Genomic DNA, 21,229 nt, shown 5'->3' on the forward strand with positions numbered 1-21,229 from the left:
TAGATCCACTTAAGCTGCCTCCACCATCGATACTGCAGAAGAAATATCCACCGCCACAATACGCGAGACACCCTGCTCTTGCATGGTGACACCAATCAACTGATGAGCGATTTCCATGGTGATCTTGTTATGTGAGATGAATACAAACTGAGTCTTATCAGACATTTTGGCAACCATCTTCGCATAACGCAAGGTGTTCGCGTCATCCAATGGTGCATCAACCTCATCGAGCAAACAAAATGGTGCAGGATTAAGGAGAAATAAGGAGAAGACCAAGGCAATCGCAGTCAAGGCCTTTTCACCACCAGAGAGTAAGTAAATGGAGCTATTTTTCTTGCCTGGAGGCTGAGCCATGACCTGAACACCAGCATCCAAGATCTCCTCACCAGTCATTACCAACTCCGCATGACCACCACCAAACAGCTCGGGGAATAACTTACCGAAATGTATATTGACCTGATCAAAAGTGCCCTGCAAGAGGTCGCGAGTTTCTGCATCAATCTTAGCAATCGCATCCGTCAAAGTCTGCATTGCTTCGTTCAAGTCAGCTGATTGCGCATCTAAGAACTGTTTACGCTCACGTGAACTAGAGAGTTCATCCAAGGCAGCCATATTAACTGGCCCTAAAGATTGAATCTCAGAATTAAGGCGATTTACTTCAGTTTGCAATGCTCCAACCTTGAGATCTGGGCTAAAGCTAGCCTCTAATGCAATTAAGTCTGCTTCAGCGTCTGAAAGTAAGGTTGCAAACTGTTCAAAGTTCAAACGGGCGGCCTGTTCGCGTAACTGTAAGTCGACCACTTTGTCACGCATAGGTTGAAGGCTGCGCTCAATCTGTAAGCGCACTTCATCTGCTTCACGTAATTGATGCAAGAGTGCATCTTGTTCTGTACGGGCGTTTGCTAATGCGGCTTCGCGAGCGCTGCGCGCCAGCAAGAGTCCCTGTAATTTATCTTGAGCCTCTTCATCACTCAGAGTTTCTAGCTCTTGCTCAGAAGTAGCCTGCTTATCCTGAATCTCCATAATCTGTACACGGGCGGTACTTTGATCACGCTGTAAATCAGCAATCCGCTGCTGTAAAGATCTAGTTGCAAATGCTGCTTCTTGGGCAGACATCTCAGATGAGCGTAAAGATTCACGGAGACGATCGCGCTCTTGAGTGGCTAACTCCAACTTTTCTTGCGCGATGGCGAGATTCTCTTGCAAGCCTTGCTTAGATTCCTCTGACTGAGCGAGCTCTTCGGAGGATTGATCTTGAGTTTGGCTCAACTGCTCCATTTGTTGACGCAACTCACTTAACTCACCCTGAATTTGCTCAGCGCGTTGGCTGTACTTTTCTTCGGCCTGAGTTAACTGCATTCTTTCCACTTCAAAGCCATGCACTTCTTGAACTGCATGCTCTGCGGCAATGCGGGTTTGCTCAGCAGCTTGATGGGCAGCTTGGTAATTGGCAACGCATTGATCCAACTCACCTTGCAACTCACTCTGAATTAACTTCTGTGCACGCAATTGCTTCTCGAGACCCTCCATCTCTTGAGCTCGAGCCAACATACCAGCCTGCTCAGAGTCGGCGGCATATAACTGCACCCCCACTCGACTAACTAAATGGCCTTGCTGAGTAACGAAAGCACCACCAGCAGGTAACTTTTCACGGCGATGCAAGGCATCTTCCAAGCTATTGGCAATGTAAATGTTATCCAGCCACTCTTGCAATACAGCAGCTACGCGTGGTGCGCCTGCACTTTGAACGCGGGTCAATAGTGCAATGAAATCTGCTGGCACGGTAGTGTGCGCAGGAGAAATGTCCTCTGTGAGCAAGATCGCTAAACGACTTGGAGGAGCATCATTTGCTAAGGCTAAAGTTTCTTGAACGCTCTTGGCTGTAACAGCTGCTAAGCGCTCGCGCAAGACGGACTCCAACGCGGCTTCCCAACCACTCTCTACCTTAAGCTCTTGCCATAAGCGCTTGCTCTCTTTTAAACCTTTACTCTCAAGCCATGGACCAATTTTGCCTTGAGCTTGAACGCTGGCTTGCAAAGCAGTGAGTGCGGTGAGTTTCGCTTCAGTTTGAGCTAACTCTTGGTTAGCTGATTGAATCTGTTGTTGCGCGATATTACGAGCCTCATCGGCAGCAGGCACACGTTGTTGTGCTTCACCTGCTTTTTGTCTCGCTTCATCCACTTTGCGTTGTGCCATCGCATGACGATCGATTGCCATTTGCAATGCTTCGGCATCAGGCCTACGCATACCTGCGAGCTCAGCCTCAAGACGGGTATCGCGCCCCTTGAGTTCCTCAACTTGCGAGGCGATTGCTTTCACACGCTCGCCCAAACTGGCTAAGCGCTGGTCAATCGTGGCCAAGTTCTCGCGTGCATCATTGAGTTTGCGTACATGAACTTGATAGGCTTCTTCGCGTGCTGGCATTTGCTCTTGCAAACCAGATAAATCCGCCATTAATGTTTGCTCTTTTTCCGCAGCCAAGCTGAGCTCATGCTCGGCAGAGCGTTGCGCCTGAGCGGCATCAGTTTCTTGAACAGTCCAACGTTGTAGTTGAGCTTGTAAATCTTGTGATTGTTGTTGCAGGCGCTGACGCGCTTCTTGCACGTAACGAATTTGTGACTCAACTTGACTCACATCAGCATTGGTTTGATACAAATCGCCTTGAGCTTGAGAAACCTGATCTTGCAATGCGTACTGCTCAGTGCGCATTGTCTCGAGCTCAGTCTCCACGTGACGCATTTTGGCAGTCTGCTCTTCTAGGCTGACTTGAGTGTCACGAATACCATTGGCATGACGCTCCTGTTCTTTACCAGCTTCAGTCTGACGTACAAACCAGAGCAACTGCTGTTGCGACTTCATTGCAGTAGATAATTCAGCATGGCGCTCAGCAACAGTAGCCTGCTTCTCTAAACGTGTAACCTGCTGATCAAGTTCACGCAAAATATCTTCTACGCGAACTAAGTTTTCTTTTGTATCCTCAAGGCGGGAGGCAGTTTCTTTGCGACGCTCCTTGTATTTAGAAACACCGGCCGCTTCTTCTAAGAAAACACGCAACTCTTCTGGCTTTGCTTCCAAAATACGGTTGATGGTGCCCTGCCCGATGATCGCGTAGCCTCTTGGACCCATGCCGGTACCCAAGAAAATGTCTTGAATATCTTTACGGCGCACGACTTGATTGTTGACGTAATAACTAGAGTTACCATCACGTGTCAAAACGCGTTTAATACCTAATTCAGTAAAAGCACTCCACTGACCTTGAGCGCGCCCTTCTGAGTTATCAAAAATGAGTTCGACGCTGGCACGACCTGAAGGCTTACGTAAACCAGAGCCATTAAAAATCACATCCTGCATAGATTCGCCACGCAATTCACTAGCGCGAGATTCACCCAAAACCCAGCGCACGGCGTCAATAATGTTCGACTTTCCGCAACCGTTAGGACCCACAACACCGATCAATTGACCTGGCATTTCAAAATGGGTTGGATCGACGAAGGACTTAAAGCCGGAAAGTTTGATGGATTTCAGTTGCACGGCGTACTTTGCAGGGAAAAAGGGGGTTCAAATAAGGGGGTAAAAAATTATCACTAAAGTGGGAAGATGATAGCAAGCTTAAGGCTCCCCACACGGGTTTTTGCCTCACCGATATAATGATCAGTCTATATCCAGGGACAAAACCCCTTAACAATCTGATAGTTAACTAAAAAGCATGAGCAAATCACCACAAAGCATCATCGATCAAGCCTGGGAAAACCGCGCAAACCTGTCTCCTGAGGCCGTTTCTGGGGAAATCCGCAATGCCGTGAACGCCGTTCTCGAGGGCCTAAATACAGGCAGTATTCGCGTGGCTGAGCGCCGTAGCGTTGGCAAATGGGAAGTTAACCAGTGGGTCAAAAAGGCTGTTTTGTTGTCTTTCCGCCTGGAAGACAACAAACCTATGGGCGCTGGCGGCTATACCCAGTTTTACGATAAGGTGCCGAGCAAGTTTGAGAACTACACCGCTGAAGACTTCGCCAATGGCGGCTTCCGAGTGGTTCCCCCTGCAATGGCTCGCCGAGGCTCATTTATTGGCAAAAATGCTGTTTTAATGCCTTCCTACGTCAATATTGGCGCTTATGTTGGTGAAGGCACTATGGTTGATACCTGGGCAACTGTAGGCTCATGCGCTCAAATTGGTAAAAACGTACATCTTTCTGGTGGCGTAGGCATTGGCGGTGTTTTGGAGCCCATTCAGGCTGGCCCAGTGATTATTGAAGATAACTGCTTTATTGGCGCCCGCTCTGAGGTAGTTGAAGGCGTGGTTATTGAAGAAAATGCCGTTCTTTCCATGGGTGTCTACATTGGTCAAAGTACCAAGATCTACGATCGCGAAACCGGTGAGATCCATTACGGCCGTGTACCTGCAGGTTCTGTTGTAGTTCCAGGCTCCCTTCCATCTGCATGCGGTAAGTACAGCCTGTATGCCGCAATCATCGTCAAAAAGGTGGATGCCCAAACTAGAGCTAAGACTGCGATTAACGAACTATTGCGCGATTAAGTTATCAAGCCAAATCCATGAGTGCCACTCTAGAGCTAACTGAAGCCCTCATCTCCTGCCGCTCGGTAACCCCAGCGGACGGGGGCTGTCAGGAGCTCATTGCCAAACGCCTGCAAGCAATTGGTTTTCACACTGAGAGTGTTGTTAGTGGTCCTGAGAATTTTCAGGTTACCAATTTGTGGGCAATCAAAAAGGGTGTTTCCGGGGATCGGGGTAAGGTCTTGGTATTTGCTGGTCATACTGATGTCGTGCCTACTGGCCCACTAGAGAAGTGGACTAATGATCCATTTAGTCCAACCATTAGAGATGGCATGCTCTACGGTCGTGGGGCCGCTGATATGAAAACCTCTCTTGCAGGATTTGTGGTCGCTACTGAAGAGTTTGTCATCAGCCACCCAGATCACAAAGGCACGATTGCCTTTTTGATTACTAGTGATGAAGAGGGTCCTGCGAACGATGGCACTGTCATCATGTGCGAGCGCTTGCATAAGCAAGGTCAGCGTTTAGATTACTGTGTGATTGGTGAACCAACTTCTGTTGATCAACTTGGCGACATGATTAAAAATGGTCGCCGTGGATCGCTCTCCGGAAAACTTCGGGTTAAAGGCATTCAGGCACATATCGCCTATCCTCACCTGGGCAAAAACCCCATTCACCTTTCAGCGCCAGCGATTCAAGCGCTTGTTGAAACTGAGTGGGATAAAGGTAATCAGTACTTCCAGCCCACAAGCTTTCAGATTTCGAATATTCATGCAGGTACTGGTGCGAATAACGTGATTCCTGGTGAGCTGTCGATTGATTTCAATTTCCGCTTCTCTACTGAAAGCAAACCAGAAGAGTTACGTAGTCGCCTAGAGGGAATTCTCAGTGCCGCAGGTCTCGATTTTGAAATTGATTGGGTCTTAGGTGGCAGTCCATTCATTACCGGTGATGGCGCTCTTGCTGGCGCACTACGTAAAGCGATTAAAGCTGAAACCAATATTGATACAGAACTCTCCACTACTGGCGGCACAAGTGATGGTCGCTTTATTGCGAAGATCTGTAAAGAAGTGGTCGAATTTGGTCCGCTCAATGCTACGAGCCACAAGATTGATGAGTGCGTGATTGTGGATGATGTTGTGCCACTCAAAAATATCTATCGCAAGACACTCGAGCAACTTGTTGCTTAAGACTGTTTCGTCAATTACTCTTTCTTATAAAAACTCCTCATGGACCCTGCGCCCCAGCAATCTCTGACGCTTGATCAATGTATTGATCACATTGCACAACAACTAGAGGCAGCAGATTTACATTATGGTCATGGTGCTATTGATGCGCAAAGTGAAGCCCTCTGGATTGCCAGTAAACAGCTTGACTTAAGCCCTGCAGATGCGCTGGATCACTTAGAGCAAGTGATGAGTGCCGAGCAAATTGCTCGGGCGCTTGAAGTGACGAAAACCCGCATCTCCACACGCAAGCCATTAGCCTATATCTTGGGTGAAGCCTGGTTAATGGGTGTACCTTTTTTCTCTAGTGAGCAAAGTATTGTTCCCCGCTCCTGGATAGCTGAGCTCATAGTCGATGGCTCGCTAGAGCCCTGGTTGCCGGCTGATGGCAAAGCACTCGATCTCTGTACTGGTAATGGCTCTCTAGCGATTTTGTTAGCCTTAACATGTCCCGATATTCATGTCAGTGCTTGTGACATCAGCTTGCCTGCATTAGCAATAGCATCTCGCAATCTCGATCGTCATGGCCTTACTTCTCAAGTAGAGCTTTTTGAGGGTGATCTCTGGGATGCGCTTCCAGAACCCCATGAAGACAATCTCTTTGATCTCATCATTTGTAATCCGCCTTACGTCAATACCAACTCGATGAACGCCCTGCCCGCTGAATACCATGCGGAGCCTGCTCTTGCATTAGCCGGTGGCGATGATGGCATGGATCTGATTCGGAAGATCATTGCTGGCGCACCAGACTATCTATCTGAGCGTGGCGCCATTCTGATTGAGATTGGCAATGAGTATGAGTACTTTAAAAAAGCGTTTCCTCAAATTCCGGTCATCTGGATGGAAGTATCCGCAGGAGATGAACAGGTGCTACTGATTCAAGCGGAAGATTTGCGCTAAATTATTAGCGCCTTAACTGAGCTCTGCTGCTGCAGAGATGGCCTGATCAATACGTTCTACTGGTATCACTCTTAATCCTGGAATCTTTGTCTTCGGCATATTAGCCTTCGGAATAATGGCTACAGTAAAGCCCAGCTTGGCCGCCTCTTTCAGACGCTCCTGACCACGTGGGCATGGACGAATCTCTCCCGCTAAACCAACTTCACCAAATACGATCAGCTCTTTAGGCAGGGCCTTATTGCGAATCGAAGACTGGATTGCTAACAGTACCGCTAAGTCAGCAGCTGGCTCTGAGATCTTCACGCCACCTACTGCATTTAAGAAGACATCTTGATCGAAGCAGGCAACACCAGCGTGACGATGCAGTACTGCTAAGAGCATCGCTAAGCGGGCTTGTTCCAAACCAACAGCTAGGCGACGGGGATTGGGGATATGCGCAGTATCTACTAACGCCTGAATTTCAACTAAGAGCGGTCGACTACCTTCTTGTGTAACCAATACGCAGGCACCTGGCACCATCTCTGCATGCTGCGATAAGAAAATCGCTGAAGGGTTAGCAACGCCACGCAGACCCTTTTCAGTCATCGCGAATACACCCAACTCGTTGACTGCACCAAAGCGGTTTTTAATCGAGCGCACCAATCTAAATGAAGAATGGGTATCACCCTCAAAATACAAGACGGTATCTACAATATGCTCCAGCACACGAGGGCCAGCCAAGTGGCCATCTTTAGTCACATGCCCCACCATTAACACGCAAATGCCGCTAGATTTAGCAGCCCTAGTTAATTGCGCAGCACACTCTCGTACTTGCGTAACCGAGCCTGGTGCTGAACTGAGTACCTCTGAATACAAAGTCTGAATCGAATCCACCACCAAGACCTGTGGCTTCACTGTATCCATAATGGATAAGAGCTTTTCCAACTGAATCTCGGCGAGCACCTCTAATTGTGGTGCATCGAGTGCAATGCGTTTTGCGCGTAATGCAATTTGCGCTGCAGACTCTTCACCACTACTGTAAAGAACGTTCATACCTGCGGCACTCATCTCTGCAAGGGCTTGGAGTAAAAGAGTGGATTTACCAATCCCAGGATCGCCGCCCAAGAGCACCACGCCACCAGGCACTAGCCCACCACCGAGCACACGATCAAACTCTTCTACACCAGTACTAAAGCGCGGGAGATCTTCAGCGGAAATAGCAGAAAGCTTTTGACGGGGAAGAGGCTGGGCTAAGGCCTGAAAGCGGGAATTTGAGCTGACCTCGGGAACCCCCTCTTCCAAGGTATTCCATGCCTGACATGAGGGGCACTGCCCCTGCCATTTAGCAGAGCTTCCGCCGCATGACTGGCAAATATAGATTGTTTTTATTTTGGCCAATGGATTAATCGAGCTGAGTGCCCGCTTTGTTTTCTTGAGCTCGTTTAGGTGCATCTTTTCGGCGTTGCTCTACATCTGCTGCGCGAGCAGCAGCTGCTTTTTGCTTCTCCTCAAACTCTCTTTGATTGGCTGAGCGCTCAGCTGCTTTTTCAGCAGAAGCACGTTCAGCAATCTTAGTGGCATCGCGTTGATCTTTAATACTGGCGCGTAACTTGCGCTGCACTTCATATAACTCAACCTCTTGCACACGAATGGGATCGATTTCTTTACGATATTGCGCACGCGAATCTTTTAGGCAGTCATTCACCCAATACTTTTGATAACACTCCGAATTGGTTTTATCCCAGCGATACTTAGCCCAATCACGTTGCAACTCGAGATCACGCTCAATCTTATCTAACTGCTCTAACTGAGCCTCTTCTGCAGGAGTTGCTAGCGACAGATTGCTGAAGGAGCAAATCAACAAGAAGGCTCCAAAGAAACGCAAAGAAAGTGGCCTAATCAAATCTCTACCTTTGCGCCAAGCTCAACTAAACGATTGGTAGGAATTTTAAAGAAATCCGATGGCTTGGCTGCGTTTTGCATCATCCAACCAAACAGTTTCTCTCTCCATAGGGCCATCCCAGGATTTGCTGACGGGACAATAGTGTCACGCGCAACAAAAAATGAAGTATCCATTAAATTAAATTGAATATTTTTCTGCTCACTGAGTAATAACAATACCTTATTGATGTCGGGCGACTCTTTAAAGCCGTAAACTGCTCTGACTAAGAATATGTTGCCGCCTAAATCGTTGATGCTCAGGCGCTCCTGATCATTGACGTAAGGCACATCCCAGGTGCTGAGCTTCACAAAAAAGATGCGCTCATGCATAACTCGGTTATGTTTTAAGTTATGCAACATCGCAATTGGCACGTAATCGATGTGCGCGGTTAAAAAGATAGCTGTTCCCTCAACACGGTGTGGAGGGTGGGCTAATAAACTAGTCACAAATTCTTTCAAATGGATCGATCCTTCGACTAATTTATCGCGCAAAAGTTTGCGTCCTCGATACCAAGTGATCAAGCAGGTAAAAATGATGAGGCCTAAAAATAAAGGATACCAACCACCATCCTTAATTTTAATTAAGTTAGCACTCCAAAAAGCAAAATCTAAAACAAAGAAAATGGTCGTCAAGGACAGCACTAAGAATAGATTCATCTTCCACTCGCGATACATGACCACGCCCAATAAAATTGCAGTAATCATCATGGTTGATGTAACTGAAATACCATAAGCTGCTGCCAAGTTCACTGATTCTCTAAATTCAATAATGGTGATAACCACCATAAATAAGAGGGCCCAATTCACTACTGGAATATATATCTGTCCTTGCTCAGAATCAGAGGTGTGCATGATCGTCATACGCGGCATAAAGCCCAGCAAAATTGCTTGACTCACTAAAGAGTACGCACCTGAAATCACCGCTTGGGACGCAATGACTGTAGCCGCAGTAGCCAGACCAACAACAGGCCATAAAGCCCAATCTGGAACCATTAAATAAAATGGGTTTGAGGCCGCCTCTGGATTGGACAATAAGAGTGCGCCTTGCCCTAGGTAGTTAATTAAAAGGCTAGGTAAGACAACAATGAGCCAAGCATATCGGACAGGGTTTCTTCCAAAGTGCCCCATGTCCAAGTAGAGCGCTTCTACGCCAGTAACAACCAAGACTACAGCGCCCATCACAATATAGGCAGTAGTTGGGTGATCTAGCACAAACTGCACGGCATACATTGGATTGATTGCGCCAATGATTTGCGGCGCGGCGCCAATATTAATGACACCTAATGCTGCTAGAGTAATAAACCAAGTGAGAGTCACTGGACCAAATAAATTACCAACAGCCGCCGTGCCATATTTTTGAATCATAAATAAGGCTACTAAGATCACTAGGGAAATAGGGATAATGAATTTATGCAACCCAGGTGCCGCAATTTCGATACCTTCAACAGCAGATAAAACAGAAATCGCTGGGGTAATGACAGACTCGCCGAGTAGCATGCAAGCACCGAGCATGCCTAGAATCATTAAGAAGAAATAACTTTTTGATTTGCTATCAAACGATCTAAGCGCTAAAGCCATCAAAGATAAAACGCCACCCTCACCTTTATTATCAGCACGCATCACAAATAGAACGTATTTAAAGGTTACGATCAAGACCAAAGACCAGATCATCATAGCTATCACGCCAAATAATGCCTCTGGAGAAAATGGGATGCCATGCTGCGGATCAAAGCACTCTTTGAGAGCGTACAGGGGGCTGGTACCAATATCGCCGAATACCACACCAATAGCAGCTAACATCATCGTTGCCAAGCCTTTTTTATGGCTATCGTGATCACCATGCAGATCAACGGGCTTCAATAAATCAGAACTTGAAAACTCAGGATTACTAATGGACATCTCATCACCTTTGAGTAATATTGCGTTGCAGTATGTTACACCTTATGCAGGCTGACTCTGAAGTCATATTTCTGTTTAAAAATCGTTTTTTTAAGCACCAAATTAAGGAATATCTCGACAGAGAGAGTGAAAAAATGGTAGAATCTATGCTTCAGACGCGGGGTGGAGCAGTCTGGCAGCTCGTCGGGCTCATAACCCGAAGGTCGTAGGTTCAAATCCTGCCCCCGCAACCAGTAAATCAGGGTCTTATGTCGTTTTGACCCTCGGAACCATCAAACTAATAAGTTTGATGGTTTTTTTACGTCCAAAAAAATGCCCGCATAGAGCGGGCAAAGGTACCACATACAACGGAGGAGACTACTTCAAATATTTACCAGTTCTTTCGTTCTGATAAATTTTTGACCGCATACAACTTGAAAATCACCATGATCTAGATAACCATCTGGTCTATCGCTACTCTCAAGCTCATAAATATTTCCACGCTCTATCAATTTCAACTTATGGTCAAAGTCATATCCGAACGCTCTGATACGCAGATCTAACTCTTCCCTACTAATATCTCTCGTAATTCTTAAGTAAGCCATATAGTCTGCTTTGGTAAATTTCTTATTACCCCATGGTATTGGATAAGAAATTAGTGGCGCCTCATTAAGTAACTCTTTTTTCTTTTGACTAAAGAGTGCCAACATGCTGTCCATGGTGAGTTTGTACAAATCAAAAGCATTGGTATTTTTTGGCACTGGGAAAGCATGGATCCCATTAATCTTGCCCGTGTCCACCAATTCATCCATTTCATGAACTGTCGTTCCGTAGACTTGATCCCCTTCGTAGATCGCCATCTCTAATGAAGCGTAGCCTGGTCGAATCGGCGGTCCTGGGTGAAAGTTATAAGCGCCGTATTTCAACTTCTTAATAATGGATAAGGGAACAATCACCCCGCTAAGGTAAGCAATCAGTCTAGAGCGATCTAACAGCGAATGTGGTAACGCAATCAAGCTAGCCAAGTCATTAAGCAAAATAATTTCAACTGCCGGATTAATATCCTTTAGTTCCGAGGAGAACTTTTCATAGTGATCGCCATTGTGAAGAAGAATGATCGAATTAATCATTTTCAATAGCTCTCATATGGCGCCGAAGCAACGGACTATGTTTGATAACAAAGGAGAGCATCAGGACTGTCACCATGGTCCCGAAAAATCCCGCCATGACGGCAACTAGACTCTCTCTTAAATAATTACTAGAGGAAATAGCGTTAAATTCAAAAAGTACAAACGTATATGAAAAGCCATGAATAAAGCTGCAAAACAATGCCAATCCAACAATCTTGAGGTAGGTAATATTCTCAATATCTCGCCCGACTCCCATTGCCCTTAGCGCCAACTTAACGGTAACCCAAAAAACAATAGCATTTTCTAGGGCGATTATTAGAGGAAGGGCTAAGCCAAACTCCGGATGCTGAATTGACTGTCTAATTAAAACGCCAGCAGCAAGCCCAACAACCCCCCAAATATCAAAAACCAAAACACACAATACTTTGACGCCAGTTGGCAGGTAAAAGAAGGATGAGTAATCGTTATTGATCAAAAAATCTGGCAAGTAACTCATAGGCAAAAACGCCAAAAAATAGAGCGCAATAGAGATTGCTATCTTTATTAAGGCTCCGGAAAGTAGACTCTTCATCTTTATTATCGTAAGATTTGGTTAATTCTGACCTATAATACTAAAAAATAGTACTCTTAAAACATTACTGAGACCTATGGGAAATACCTACCTTCGTTTTTTTCGACTCATGTCTGCGATTAACAATCCAGCATTTCCAACGCTCGATGACACTTCAAGAAAAATATTAGAGGTTGTTTCGGCAGAAGCCTTTCTTTCGAACCGCTATTTAACAGTCAAGCAGCTCATAGAAATGGATGATCTAGGATCAAAAGCGAATCTTCACAGCAGACTTCATGGTTTGGTAGAGAGTGGCTACATAAAGCTGGTTCCCCAATCCGATGCTCGTTTTAAAGATATTGTTCCAACACCCAAAACAAAGAAATACTTTGACACTCTAAGTAAGGCACTTAAAAAATCCTTAGAGGCCTGAAGAGAAATGCCCGTAGCCCGATAAAACAAATACTTGCACCGTGAATCTTATTAAGTTCAATGAAAAATTTTACCGCTCAAGAGATCAAATCGATCGCGTACCACTCCAAGGTCTTTGAAGCACTTGGGCAGGAAAGCAGGCTGAAAGTATTTGACTTGGTTTGTCAGTCTGGCAACAAGGGCATTAAGCCCAAAGAAATCGTTGAGCAATTAGGCATCGACGGTGGAACACTACACTTTCATCTCAAAAGACTGATGGCAGTCAATTTGATTATGACAAAGTCAGATGGGCCAAGAGGCACTTACTATCTCAATGAGGGCGCTCCAAAAGGAGCTATCAGATTGTTTAGTTGAGACCTCAGATAAGGGTGACAGTGGAGATAGTCATTTAAAGCACTGGGCAACTTCCCCCTGAATCACCAATAATCGCCAAACCACCTTCGGGTGGTTTTTAGCTCTTTTTAGGGCTTCCCAGTTTGATGGTGAGCTTGATGATATTTTTACTGCCGACCTGTAAGCCTCTATTTAAAATGCTATCAGCAGCCTGTCACTCGGGAATTACGCACTCATAACCCGACGGTCATAGGCTAATACTTATTTACCCACTTCTATCGGAGGGCGATGCCACAGCCTTTGCGAATACCCTCTCTGAAATAGGGGGGCTTTATTTAACTTGTTCGCATTATAAAAACTCCAAACCTGCGCACCAGTATTTGGTGTTTGATAAAACGGAATATTCATACTTTGGTATCGGGCTGTTACTGATGAGTGAGGATGTCCATAACGATTGCGATACCCGTTCTGTGCAAATGCTTCATCGGGACTGAGTGCCGTTAAGAGCTCTTGAGAAGAGGATGTTTTGCTACCGTGGTGCGGTGCCATGAATATCAAATTCTTATTCCTTAAATGATTGAGGGCTTTTTGAGTTAAGCGCTCAGTGATTTCGGCCTCACCCTGCTTTTCAACATCACCCGTTAACCAAAATGAAGCAGTTTGATTACGAACTTCCAGAACGCAACTGACTTCATTAGGCTTTCTGGGGTGGTGATCCTCAAAATTGGTATGCTCATGAGGATGCCAAATATGAAAGTCAACCCCATCCCATGACCATTGCTGACCAAAGCGGCAGGGAATTGCGGGAATCTTTCTCTCCTTCAAATTCTCGAGTAATGGATTAGTGCTTGGCAAAGATCCCATCATGAAATCAAATCTGATTTCTTTGAGCAGAGTTGCGGCACCTCCAATGTGATCGCTATCACTATGACTAATGACCATGCGATCAATGTGATTGATTCCTCTCCCCCTCAAATACGGCAGGATGATTCTTTGTCCAGCATTATCTTTTCCCTGAATCGGTCCGGTGTCATATAGCAGTCGCTTTGTTTTAGTTTCAATTAGGACTGCCGTGCCTTGGCTGATATCGAGTACCGTTGCGCGAAACTCGCCTTTTTCTAAATGAGCACTAGTCGACAACTGAATAAATAGGGTTACGCACAATACGAGGCCCGCTATTCTTGACATCCAACTCTCCTGAATAGATCCGGGACGAATCGCTATAAGGATTCCGATGGTCGATAAGGCTATCGCCCACCAAGCTGGCTGGCTGGACCAAGCGATTGACCATTTCCAGCTAGCCATCCACGCAAGCATGATTGCTAAGTAGTCCATCGTGGCATGCGCTGGTATCAATAAGTACTTACCAATGAAGTCAGGCAACAAGGCGCCAGCAATAGCTAAGGGGGTCACGATGTAGCTCACTACAGGGATAGCAATAGCATTCGCCAGGGGCGAAACAATCGAAACTTGATAAAACCAATACAAGGTCAATGGTAAAAGTGCAATGGTGACAACCGCTTGAACTCGGCATGCTTCACGGAGCGCTTGAATCACCCTATTTCTCCAATGAACCTCCAGCTCTCTACCAGTAGGTAAGCCCAACAAGCCAGCAGAATCCTGCATGGCATACAAAATCGCAGCTACCGCTCCAAACGAAAGCCAGAACCCCGGCGTATAAGTGGCCATCGGATCAATCACTAGTACAAAAAATAGAGCCCACCACCAGATATCAAATGAACGAGGATTTCTGCCAGACCATAAGGCGAAGGCAACTACCCCGACCATATACATCGTTCGCTGCGCAGGAATCTGAAAGCCTGCCAGCCACGCATACACGAAGGCTGTCAAAAATCCTACTGCAGCTGCGACCTTGCCAACCGGAACCGAGAGCGGCAGTGTGTTGCGACGCCAGATAAATGTGGCGAGCATAGCGCCAAATCCTGCCAACATCGTGACATGAAGACCTGATATGGAGATGAGATGCCCAATTCCAGTAGCATTAAATACACGCCAATCTTCTTGGTCGATTGCATTTTGATCTCCCATCACTAAGGCAGCAATTACTCCGCCATAACGAGCATCTTTTGATAGTAAGCGCTGAATCTTTTGCCTTAACTTCCAGCGCTGATACTCCATGGCTAGAGCAAATTCTGTAAAAGCAATATCCTTCTCAAGAATTAATTGTCCTGACCTAACTGACCCACTTGCACCAAAGTCTTGATGAAATGACCAGCGCTCAAAATCAAAAGTATGGGGATTCAGAGATCCATAAGGTCTTTTAATTTTGACCTTAAATTCCCAGCGCTGACCTGGAATGACTTCCGGCACATCCTGAGGATTGCGCCATGCAGGCTGCCAACTCAAATAGACCTGCGGAGGAAATGATTCAATTCTCTTGCGCCCCAAAAATGCCTGATCCACCTCAAAAGAAAACTTTGCGCCGCTAGAAGCGCTCTGGGGTAAAGCATTGACCCTGCCTTCGAGCACAAGGTCTTTACCCTCATGCTCTAAGGCTAGGATATTGCTTAAACGATCCTGTGCGTAATATGCGCTCCAAGCAAATCCCAAGGCGCAACAACAGACTGCCAGTAATAGGCTGCTAGCATGGCGATATTGGACCAATGGGCGATTAAGGTAAAAACCCAATAGAGAAACAATGATAGTTACCGCGCACATCCAGCGCCAATACTCTGGCACAGTCGGTAAAAGTAGAAGTAGCGATCCCCCGGCGATAAACGCCGCAATATTGATGCGCAAGTTCTTAAGAAGCGGATTGTAGGTTTGGATTGTCAGTCATTAGGGATGACCAACGGGGCAATGCTTGCATGGCATTTTGCCAAACTACTTTTGAAAATATTTCATCGCTGATTCCGCGAATACCTGCTAATTGCTGCGCAATTCTAGGGAGTAAAGCAGGCTCATTGAATCGACCGCCCTCCTCTTTGAGCCAGGCTGGCGGTATATCCGGCGCATCAGTTTCAGTAACAATACTTTCTAGTGGCAGCTCTTTTAAGAGACGGCGAATCTGCAATGCCCGATCATAGGTTGCAGCACCACCAAATCCAAGCCTAAATCCTAGTGCAATAAATTGCTCAGCTTGCTGATGACTACCATTGAAGGCATGCGCTATACCGCTAGAAACGGTTCTTTTACGCAGAGCTTTCAGAATGGCATCCTGTGAACGACGCACATGCAAAATCACCGGCAACTGAAATTGCTGCGCCAAATCCAATTGCTTGTGAAAGAAAAATTCTTGCCGCTGAGGGTCGAGTCCCTCCACAAAATAATCCAAGCCGATCTCACCAATAGCTACAAATCGAGGATCATCCAGTGATTGCTCAATTTGATTTTTAAGAGCACCGATATCACTCTCTTGCGCTCGATTGATATAAAGCGGATGAATACCTAGCGTGTACACCAATCCTGGGATTTGATTGCCGTACTGGTTTGCTAAAGTTTTGGCTGGATTCCAATCGGAAGCCTGAACTGTAGGTAGCAGAATGGCTTTAACGCCTTTATCCGCCGCACCTGAAATAATTCTCGGCAGGACATCCTTAAACTCAGGCGCATCTACATGGCAATGGGTATCCACCCATGCAAGGTCTGCATTCACCTCGCTCATTGTGCGAAGGTCTTTAATACTCCGCGCTCTAAATGCAAAATCCGGTCACAACGTTTAGCACGAATAGGATCATGGGTCACAATCACAAAAGCGGTACCCTGCTCACGAGCAATATCCAACATCAAGTCAAATACGCCATCGGCAGTTTCGGTATCAAGATTACCCGTTGGCTCATCCGCTAAAACACAAGAAGGATTACCCACTAGTGCGCGGGCCACTGCAACACGCTGACGCTCACCACCAGACAGTTCACCTGGCGTGTGTTGAACACGCTTTGCTAGACCAACTGCATGCAACATTGTGCTTGCTCGTTCCATGGACTCTTCATTACTTAGGCCCCGAATACGCAAAGGTAGCGCCACATTCTCAATGGCACTGAATTCATCCAAAAGATGGTGGAACTGGTAAATAAACCCCAGACTGTGATTACGTAGTTGATCTAATTTGCTTACTGGCAATTGATGAAGATTCTGCCCAGCAAGTATCACGGTACCTGCACTTGGAGTATCTAAGCCGCCTAGTAGATGCAATAAAGTGCTTTTGCCTGAACCAGAAGAGCCAACGATGGCCACCTTCTCGGAAGCGCTTACCTGTAAATCAATTTCTTTTAGGACATCAACTGCAGTCGACCCTTTGCCATAGGTCTTTGCAAGGCCCGACGCACTCAAAATGATTTGATTGGGATCACTCATAGCGCAATGCCTCCGCAGGCTGAACTTGAGCGGCTCGTCGACTTGGGTAGAGTGTAGCCAATACAGAAAGGCCAAAAGCCATAAGGCCAACAGTAAGAACATCAGATAAACGAACGTCCGATGGCAACTCACTAATAAAGTACACATCGCGTGGCAAGAAACGCACGCGGAAGATAGCTTCAATTGCAGGAACAATCACATCGATGTTTAACGCAATTAGGAGACCTAAGCCAACTCCGGCTAAAGAACCTAGTAGACCAATCGCCAAACCTTGTACCAAGAAGATTCGCTGAATAAGTCCAGGACTTGCGCCCATCGTTCTTAAGATGGCAATGTCAGCTTGTTTCTCATTCACTGTCATTACCAAGGTGGATACCAAATTAAAAGCAGCTACCGCAATAATCAAGGTGAGGATGATGAACATCATCTTTCGTTCTGTTTGAACAGCAGCAAACCAATTGCGATTGGAACGCGACCAGTCACTCACCCACAAAGCTTGTGGAACAACTTGGACTAATTCAGAAGCTATCTCTGGTGCACGCTGCATATCATCGACCTTCACGCGTAAGCCGGATGGGTCTTGTAAGCGCAGTAAAGCTGCAGCATCTTTCCAGTGCATGATGGCTAAAGAGCTGTCGTATTCATAATGACCGCTGTCCACGATGCCGACGACTTGAAGCGTCCGCATTCTGGGCATGGCACCTGCTGGAGTGAGATCACTCTCTGGCACGATTAAGTTAATGCGATCGCCAACCCGTGCGCCAACCATATTGGCAAGCTGTGCCCCCAAGGCAACACTAAACGCCCCTGGCTTGAGATCCTCAATGCTGCCAGCAACAAACTGTTTAGGTAAATCAGAGACTTTGCCCTCTTCACTTGGCAACACTCCCCGAATAGACACGCCACGCATCACATTCTCGCGACTGAGCAAACCTTGCGAGCTGACCATTGGCGCAACACCCACTACGTGCGGCTGGGCAGCAACCTTGAGTGCAATCGGCTCCCAATTGGCCAAACCATCTGGGGCAGTAATTTCAACGTGAGAAAGGACGGATAACATGCGGTCGCGCACCTCCTTCTGAAAGCCATTCATGACTGAAAGCACCACAATCAGGGCAGCAACGCCCAAAGCGATACCTGCAGTGGAGATTCCAGAAATAAAAGAGAGGAAGCCATCACGCTTACCCACCGTCTTGCGACGCTTAGATCGGGTATAGCGCAGGCCAATTTCTAGCTCAATGGGAAGTCTCAACATGCTTACAGTTTAGTGAATTAAACGAGCAAACAGATGGTTTCTGTAAATGCCACCTAAAATCAGGGGAATGACTACCAATTTGACCCTCCTTACAAGTTCTTTGCGACGCTTTACCCTGATGGTGTCGGGAGAAGATGCTATTGATGCGGGATTAGAGGGTAATACCCCGCCCAGCGGACTTCCACAAGAGCGCTTTCTACTAGGTGATCGACTGCCGATTGCCCCGGTCTTACTATTAGGCCAAAGCGGCCTCATAGTTAACCCAAATGAAGTGATTGCTTGTCTTCAGCCAGTCCACTTTCATGCTACCCGGGATCATTTAATCTTGATGGCTCAAAGTCAGATTGATCTAACAGCAAATGAATCTGCTAGTTTGCTGCAAGTTGCCCTCCCCTTCATCGAAGAAGATTTTAGAAACAAGGTGTTATTTCAGGGGCAGCGTGATTGGTTCATTCCAGCAGGTCCATTTATCAGTCTTGCAACGCACTCTATTGATCAAGCGCATGGTCGCAATATTGATTGGTGGATGCCGCGCGACACAAACGTGACTGGAGTTGCTAAGCTTTGGCGCAAACTCCAAAATGAAATTCAAATGCTTTGGCACATTGATCCAGTCAATCAGGAGCGCGAACAACGTGGATATCCCAGCATCAACTCCTTATGGATTAGCGGTATCGGAAAACTAGCTGATATCCAGACTCCCCCATTGCTGGAGAATGTAGACCAGATATACGGAGATCATCCCCTCTTGGCTGGCTTAGCTAAATACCTTGCAATCCCTCAGCAGCGTGAAATTGATTTCTCAAATCTGCAAAATACCTTTGCATGGATTGATCGCCCTGAGAGTATTTGGGGTAACTTAAGAGCAGCACTCTTGGGTAATGAGTTAGATGAAATCGAAGTGATTGATTTTCCCAAGGGTCAAACTCGCCACAGAATTTTCACTTCCAAGGACTTAAATAAACAGTCATGGGCCTTCTGGAAAAAATCAGAACCCTTAACTTGGCAAAAAATTATTTCATCATGAGTCTATTCTCTCAGCGTCCCTTCTCTGATCGCACAGCTAGCTGGTTACAGCAAAGTGGTCTGCACCCATTGCTAGCGAGGCTGTACGCAGCTCGCGGCATCGATAAGCCAGATCAACTCTCTTTAGATCTAAAGCAACTACTCTCGCCAGTCGAACTCAAAAACTGCATCAGTACTGCCACCCTGCTAGCCGATATTTTGGAGCGCAAAGAGTCTATGCTGGTAGTAGCAGACTATGACTGCGATGGCGCTACTGCATGTGCTGTTGCTCTGCGTGGATTAAAGATGTTGGGTGGACCAAATACTCCCATTCAGTTCTTGGTGCCTAATCGCTTTACGATGGGCTATGGACTAACTCCAGAGGTTGTTGATCTTGCCGCTCAGCAAGACCCTAAACCTAAATATCTCATTACAGTCGATAACGGCATTGCTAGCGAAGCTGGGGTAGATCGAGCCCGCGAGCTAGGAATGGAAGTCATCGTGACCGACCACCATCTTCCAGGAGATCGACTACCTAAAGCCACTGCAATCGTTAATCCCAATCAACCAGGCTGCAGCTTTCCGAGCAAAGCCCTTGCCGGTGTAGGTGTGATGTTCTATTTATTAGTGGCACTTCGTGCAGAGCTTCGTCAGCGCGGTAAATTTACTGCTGAGACTCAACCTAAGATTGAGAACCTCTTGGATCTCGTGGCCTTAGGCACCGTAGCGGATGTGGCACAGCTTGATCGCAATAATCGCATCTTGGTTTCTAATGGCCTCAAGCGTATTCGTTCGGGAGTATCTCAGGCAGGTATTCAGGCGCTGTTCCAGGCGGCTGTGCGCGATCCTCGCAAAGCGAATACCTTTGACTTAGGTTTTGCTATCGGTCCTCGCTTAAATGCAGCAGGACGTCTGGCGGATATGACTTTAGGTATTCGCTTATTAATTTGCGATAAGCCTGAGCAAGCCATTGAGCTGGCTTATGAACTTGATCGCATCAATCGCGAGCGACGCGTTATTGAAGGCGGCATGCAAGAAGCCGCTCTCGCTCATCTTGCTGAGGATCAATTAGCAGGCACGATGGCAGAGCGCTCTAGCATCTGTCTTTGGAATCCAGAGTGGCACCAGGGGGTGGTTGGTATCGTGGCCTCTCGCCTGAAAGAACGATTTAATCGTCCCGCGATTGTCTTTGCTCCGGCTGATGGTGCTAGCGGAGAAGAATTGCGTGGCTCCGGGAGATCGCTGACAGGTTTTCATCTGCGCGATGCCTTAGATATTGTTTCTAAGCGTGAGCCTGGCTTAATTCTGAAGTTTGGTGGCCACGCCATGGCGGCAGGCCTTAGCATTAGAAAATCCGATTTTGAAAAGTTTGATACCGTGTTTCAGCAAGTTGCGAACGGCTTACTGAGTGATGAATTGTTAGAGCGTCGCCATATTCATGATGGGCCACTAGATCTATCTGAATTCACACCCGAAACCGGCGATCTCCTGGCTGAAGAAATCTGGGGGCAAGGCTTTCCTCAACCCATTTTTTATGGGGAATTTGAGATTGGGCAGCAAAGCCTCATGAAAGAAAAGCATCTGCGCCTGCAGCTACGCCCGATCGGAAGCGGTCCAATGGCTAGCAAACCATTTACTGGGGTCTGGTTTAACCACACCCAACCCTTGCCAGCCAAGGCCAAGCTGGCCTATCGCCTAGTCACCGACCGTTTTCAAGGGCAGGCACGCGTACAACTCATGATTGAGGCCCACGACGAGGCTTAGGCTGCA

The 21,229-nt window shown here is 46.8% G+C and carries 17 protein-coding genes and 1 tRNA gene; 8 read left to right on the forward strand and 10 right to left on the reverse strand.

Annotation, left to right across the window (positions count from 1 at the left end):
- Positions 1-9 precede the first annotated feature (9 nt).
- A complete protein-coding gene (smc, locus tag ICN27_RS07180) occupies positions 10-3,531 on the reverse strand; it encodes a chromosome segregation protein SMC (protein WP_216269499.1) in 3,522 nt (1,173 codons plus the stop codon).
- Between the two features lie 175 nt (positions 3,532-3,706).
- On the opposite strand from smc, the gene dapD reads away from it, so the two are divergent.
- Genes dapD through prmB form a run of 3 tightly spaced genes read left to right on the forward strand, consistent with a single transcriptional unit; the run spans position 3,707 to position 6,639 of the window.
- Positions 3,707-4,534 carry a 2,3,4,5-tetrahydropyridine-2,6-dicarboxylate N-succinyltransferase gene (dapD, locus tag ICN27_RS07185; RefSeq protein WP_215307856.1) on the forward strand — a complete coding sequence of 276 codons (828 nt, stop codon included), beginning with the start codon at positions 3,707-3,709 and terminating at the stop codon, positions 4,532-4,534.
- 17 nt (positions 4,535-4,551) lie between these two features.
- Positions 4,552-5,703, forward strand: a complete 1,152-nt coding sequence (gene dapE / locus ICN27_RS07190; protein WP_216269500.1) for a succinyl-diaminopimelate desuccinylase — start codon at positions 4,552-4,554, stop codon at positions 5,701-5,703.
- A gap of 39 nt (positions 5,704-5,742) precedes the next feature.
- A complete protein-coding gene (gene prmB, locus ICN27_RS07195) occupies positions 5,743-6,639 on the forward strand; it encodes a 50S ribosomal protein L3 N(5)-glutamine methyltransferase (protein WP_216269501.1) in 897 nt (298 codons plus the stop codon).
- Between the two features lie 12 nt (positions 6,640-6,651).
- On the opposite strand, the gene radA is transcribed toward prmB, so the two are convergent.
- The 3 genes from radA to ICN27_RS07210 are packed head-to-tail and all read right to left on the reverse strand — an operon-like array spanning position 6,652 to position 10,458.
- Positions 6,652-8,016 (reverse strand): DNA repair protein RadA, encoded by a 1,365-nt coding sequence (radA, locus tag ICN27_RS07200; protein ID WP_216269718.1) that lies wholly within the window; start codon positions 8,014-8,016, stop codon positions 6,652-6,654.
- Positions 8,017-8,020: 4 nt separating this feature from the next.
- On the reverse strand, positions 8,021-8,521 hold the full coding sequence (locus ICN27_RS07205) for a hypothetical protein (RefSeq protein ID WP_216269502.1): 501 nt from the start codon (positions 8,519-8,521) through the stop codon (positions 8,021-8,023).
- The gene (locus ICN27_RS07210; RefSeq protein WP_216269503.1) at positions 8,518-10,458 is read right to left on the reverse strand and encodes a potassium transporter Kup; all 1,941 of its coding nucleotides are present in this window, start codon (positions 10,456-10,458) and stop codon (positions 8,518-8,520) included. Before ICN27_RS07210 ends, ICN27_RS07205 begins: the two co-directional genes overlap by 4 nt.
- 156 nt (positions 10,459-10,614) lie before the next feature.
- Between ICN27_RS07210 and ICN27_RS07215 the strand changes: the two genes are divergently transcribed.
- Positions 10,615-10,691: transfer RNA gene (locus ICN27_RS07215), tRNA-Met, on the forward strand.
- Between the two features lie 129 nt (positions 10,692-10,820).
- Here ICN27_RS07215 and ICN27_RS07220 read toward each other — a convergent pair.
- Positions 10,821-11,567: a formyltransferase family protein gene (locus ICN27_RS07220; protein WP_216269504.1), complete on the reverse strand. Its 747-nt coding sequence runs from the start codon at positions 11,565-11,567 to the stop codon at positions 10,821-10,823.
- A complete protein-coding gene (locus tag ICN27_RS07225; RefSeq protein ID WP_216269505.1) occupies positions 11,560-12,138 on the reverse strand; it encodes a hypothetical protein in 579 nt (192 codons plus the stop codon). Before ICN27_RS07225 ends, ICN27_RS07220 begins: the two co-directional genes overlap by 8 nt.
- A 76-nt stretch (positions 12,139-12,214) precedes the next feature.
- Between ICN27_RS07225 and ICN27_RS07230 the strand changes: the two genes are divergently transcribed.
- Both ICN27_RS07230 and ICN27_RS07235 read left to right on the forward strand, forming a co-directional pair.
- Positions 12,215-12,550, forward strand: a complete 336-nt coding sequence (locus ICN27_RS07230; protein WP_216269506.1) for a winged helix-turn-helix domain-containing protein — start codon at positions 12,215-12,217, stop codon at positions 12,548-12,550.
- A gap of 59 nt (positions 12,551-12,609) precedes the next feature.
- Positions 12,610-12,903 (forward strand): winged helix-turn-helix domain-containing protein, encoded by a 294-nt coding sequence (locus tag ICN27_RS07235; protein WP_216269507.1) that lies wholly within the window; start codon positions 12,610-12,612, stop codon positions 12,901-12,903.
- A gap of 240 nt (positions 12,904-13,143) precedes the next feature.
- On the opposite strand, the gene ICN27_RS07240 is transcribed toward ICN27_RS07235, so the two are convergent.
- Genes ICN27_RS07240 through ICN27_RS07255 form a run of 4 tightly spaced genes read right to left on the reverse strand, consistent with a single transcriptional unit; the run spans position 13,144 to position 18,454 of the window.
- Positions 13,144-15,642, reverse strand: coding sequence for a DNA internalization-related competence protein ComEC/Rec2 (locus tag ICN27_RS07240; RefSeq protein ID WP_255535065.1), 2,499 nt, complete (start codon positions 15,640-15,642; stop codon positions 13,144-13,146).
- 4 nt (positions 15,643-15,646) lie between these two features.
- A complete protein-coding gene (locus ICN27_RS07245; protein WP_216269508.1) occupies positions 15,647-16,507 on the reverse strand; it encodes a TatD family hydrolase in 861 nt (286 codons plus the stop codon).
- Positions 16,504-17,199 (reverse strand): lipoprotein-releasing ABC transporter ATP-binding protein LolD, encoded by a 696-nt coding sequence (lolD, locus tag ICN27_RS07250; RefSeq protein ID WP_216269509.1) that lies wholly within the window; start codon positions 17,197-17,199, stop codon positions 16,504-16,506. Before lolD ends, ICN27_RS07245 begins: the two co-directional genes overlap by 4 nt.
- Positions 17,192-18,454 carry a lipoprotein-releasing ABC transporter permease subunit gene (locus ICN27_RS07255; RefSeq protein ID WP_216269510.1) on the reverse strand — a complete coding sequence of 421 codons (1,263 nt, stop codon included), beginning with the start codon at positions 18,452-18,454 and terminating at the stop codon, positions 17,192-17,194. The genes lolD and ICN27_RS07255 overlap by 8 nt, the downstream gene beginning before the upstream one ends.
- Before the next feature lie 67 nt (positions 18,455-18,521).
- Between ICN27_RS07255 and ICN27_RS07260 the strand changes: the two genes are divergently transcribed.
- Together ICN27_RS07260 and recJ are read left to right on the forward strand one after the other, a co-directional pair.
- Positions 18,522-19,481, forward strand: a complete 960-nt coding sequence (locus ICN27_RS07260) for a hypothetical protein (RefSeq protein WP_255535066.1) — start codon at positions 18,522-18,524, stop codon at positions 19,479-19,481.
- The gene (gene recJ, locus ICN27_RS07265; RefSeq protein ID WP_216269512.1) at positions 19,478-21,223 is read left to right on the forward strand and encodes a single-stranded-DNA-specific exonuclease RecJ; all 1,746 of its coding nucleotides are present in this window, start codon (positions 19,478-19,480) and stop codon (positions 21,221-21,223) included. The genes ICN27_RS07260 and recJ overlap by 4 nt, the downstream gene beginning before the upstream one ends.
- Positions 21,224-21,229: the final 6 nt, after the last annotated feature.

It is taken from the genome of Polynucleobacter sp. Nonnen-W13 (assembly GCF_018881735.1).
Lineage (GTDB): Bacteria > Pseudomonadota > Gammaproteobacteria > Burkholderiales > Burkholderiaceae > Polynucleobacter.

Coding starts and splice junctions, on each gene's coding strand:
- ICN27_RS07245 (WP_216269508.1), bottom strand. CDS start 16,507: ATGAGCGAGGTGAATGCAGACCTTGCATGGGTGGATACCCATTGCCAT.
- ICN27_RS07230 (WP_216269506.1), top strand. CDS start 12,215: ATGGGAAATACCTACCTTCGTTTTTTTCGACTCATGTCTGCGATTAAC.
- prmB (WP_216269501.1), top strand. CDS start 5,743: ATGGACCCTGCGCCCCAGCAATCTCTGACGCTTGATCAATGTATTGAT.
- ICN27_RS07210 (WP_216269503.1), bottom strand. CDS start 10,458: ATGTCCATTAGTAATCCTGAGTTTTCAAGTTCTGATTTATTGAAGCCC.
- dapD (WP_215307856.1), top strand. CDS start 3,707: ATGAGCAAATCACCACAAAGCATCATCGATCAAGCCTGGGAAAACCGC.
- dapE (WP_216269500.1), top strand. CDS start 4,552: ATGAGTGCCACTCTAGAGCTAACTGAAGCCCTCATCTCCTGCCGCTCG.
- lolD (WP_216269509.1), bottom strand. CDS start 17,199: ATGAGTGATCCCAATCAAATCATTTTGAGTGCGTCGGGCCTTGCAAAG.
- ICN27_RS07225 (WP_216269505.1), bottom strand. CDS start 12,138: ATGAAGAGTCTACTTTCCGGAGCCTTAATAAAGATAGCAATCTCTATT.
- ICN27_RS07260 (WP_255535066.1), top strand. CDS start 18,522: ATGACTACCAATTTGACCCTCCTTACAAGTTCTTTGCGACGCTTTACC.
- ICN27_RS07235 (WP_216269507.1), top strand. CDS start 12,610: ATGAAAAATTTTACCGCTCAAGAGATCAAATCGATCGCGTACCACTCC.
- ICN27_RS07220 (WP_216269504.1), bottom strand. CDS start 11,567: ATGATTAATTCGATCATTCTTCTTCACAATGGCGATCACTATGAAAAG.
- ICN27_RS07255 (WP_216269510.1), bottom strand. CDS start 18,454: ATGTTGAGACTTCCCATTGAGCTAGAAATTGGCCTGCGCTATACCCGA.
- recJ (WP_216269512.1), top strand. CDS start 19,478: ATGAGTCTATTCTCTCAGCGTCCCTTCTCTGATCGCACAGCTAGCTGG.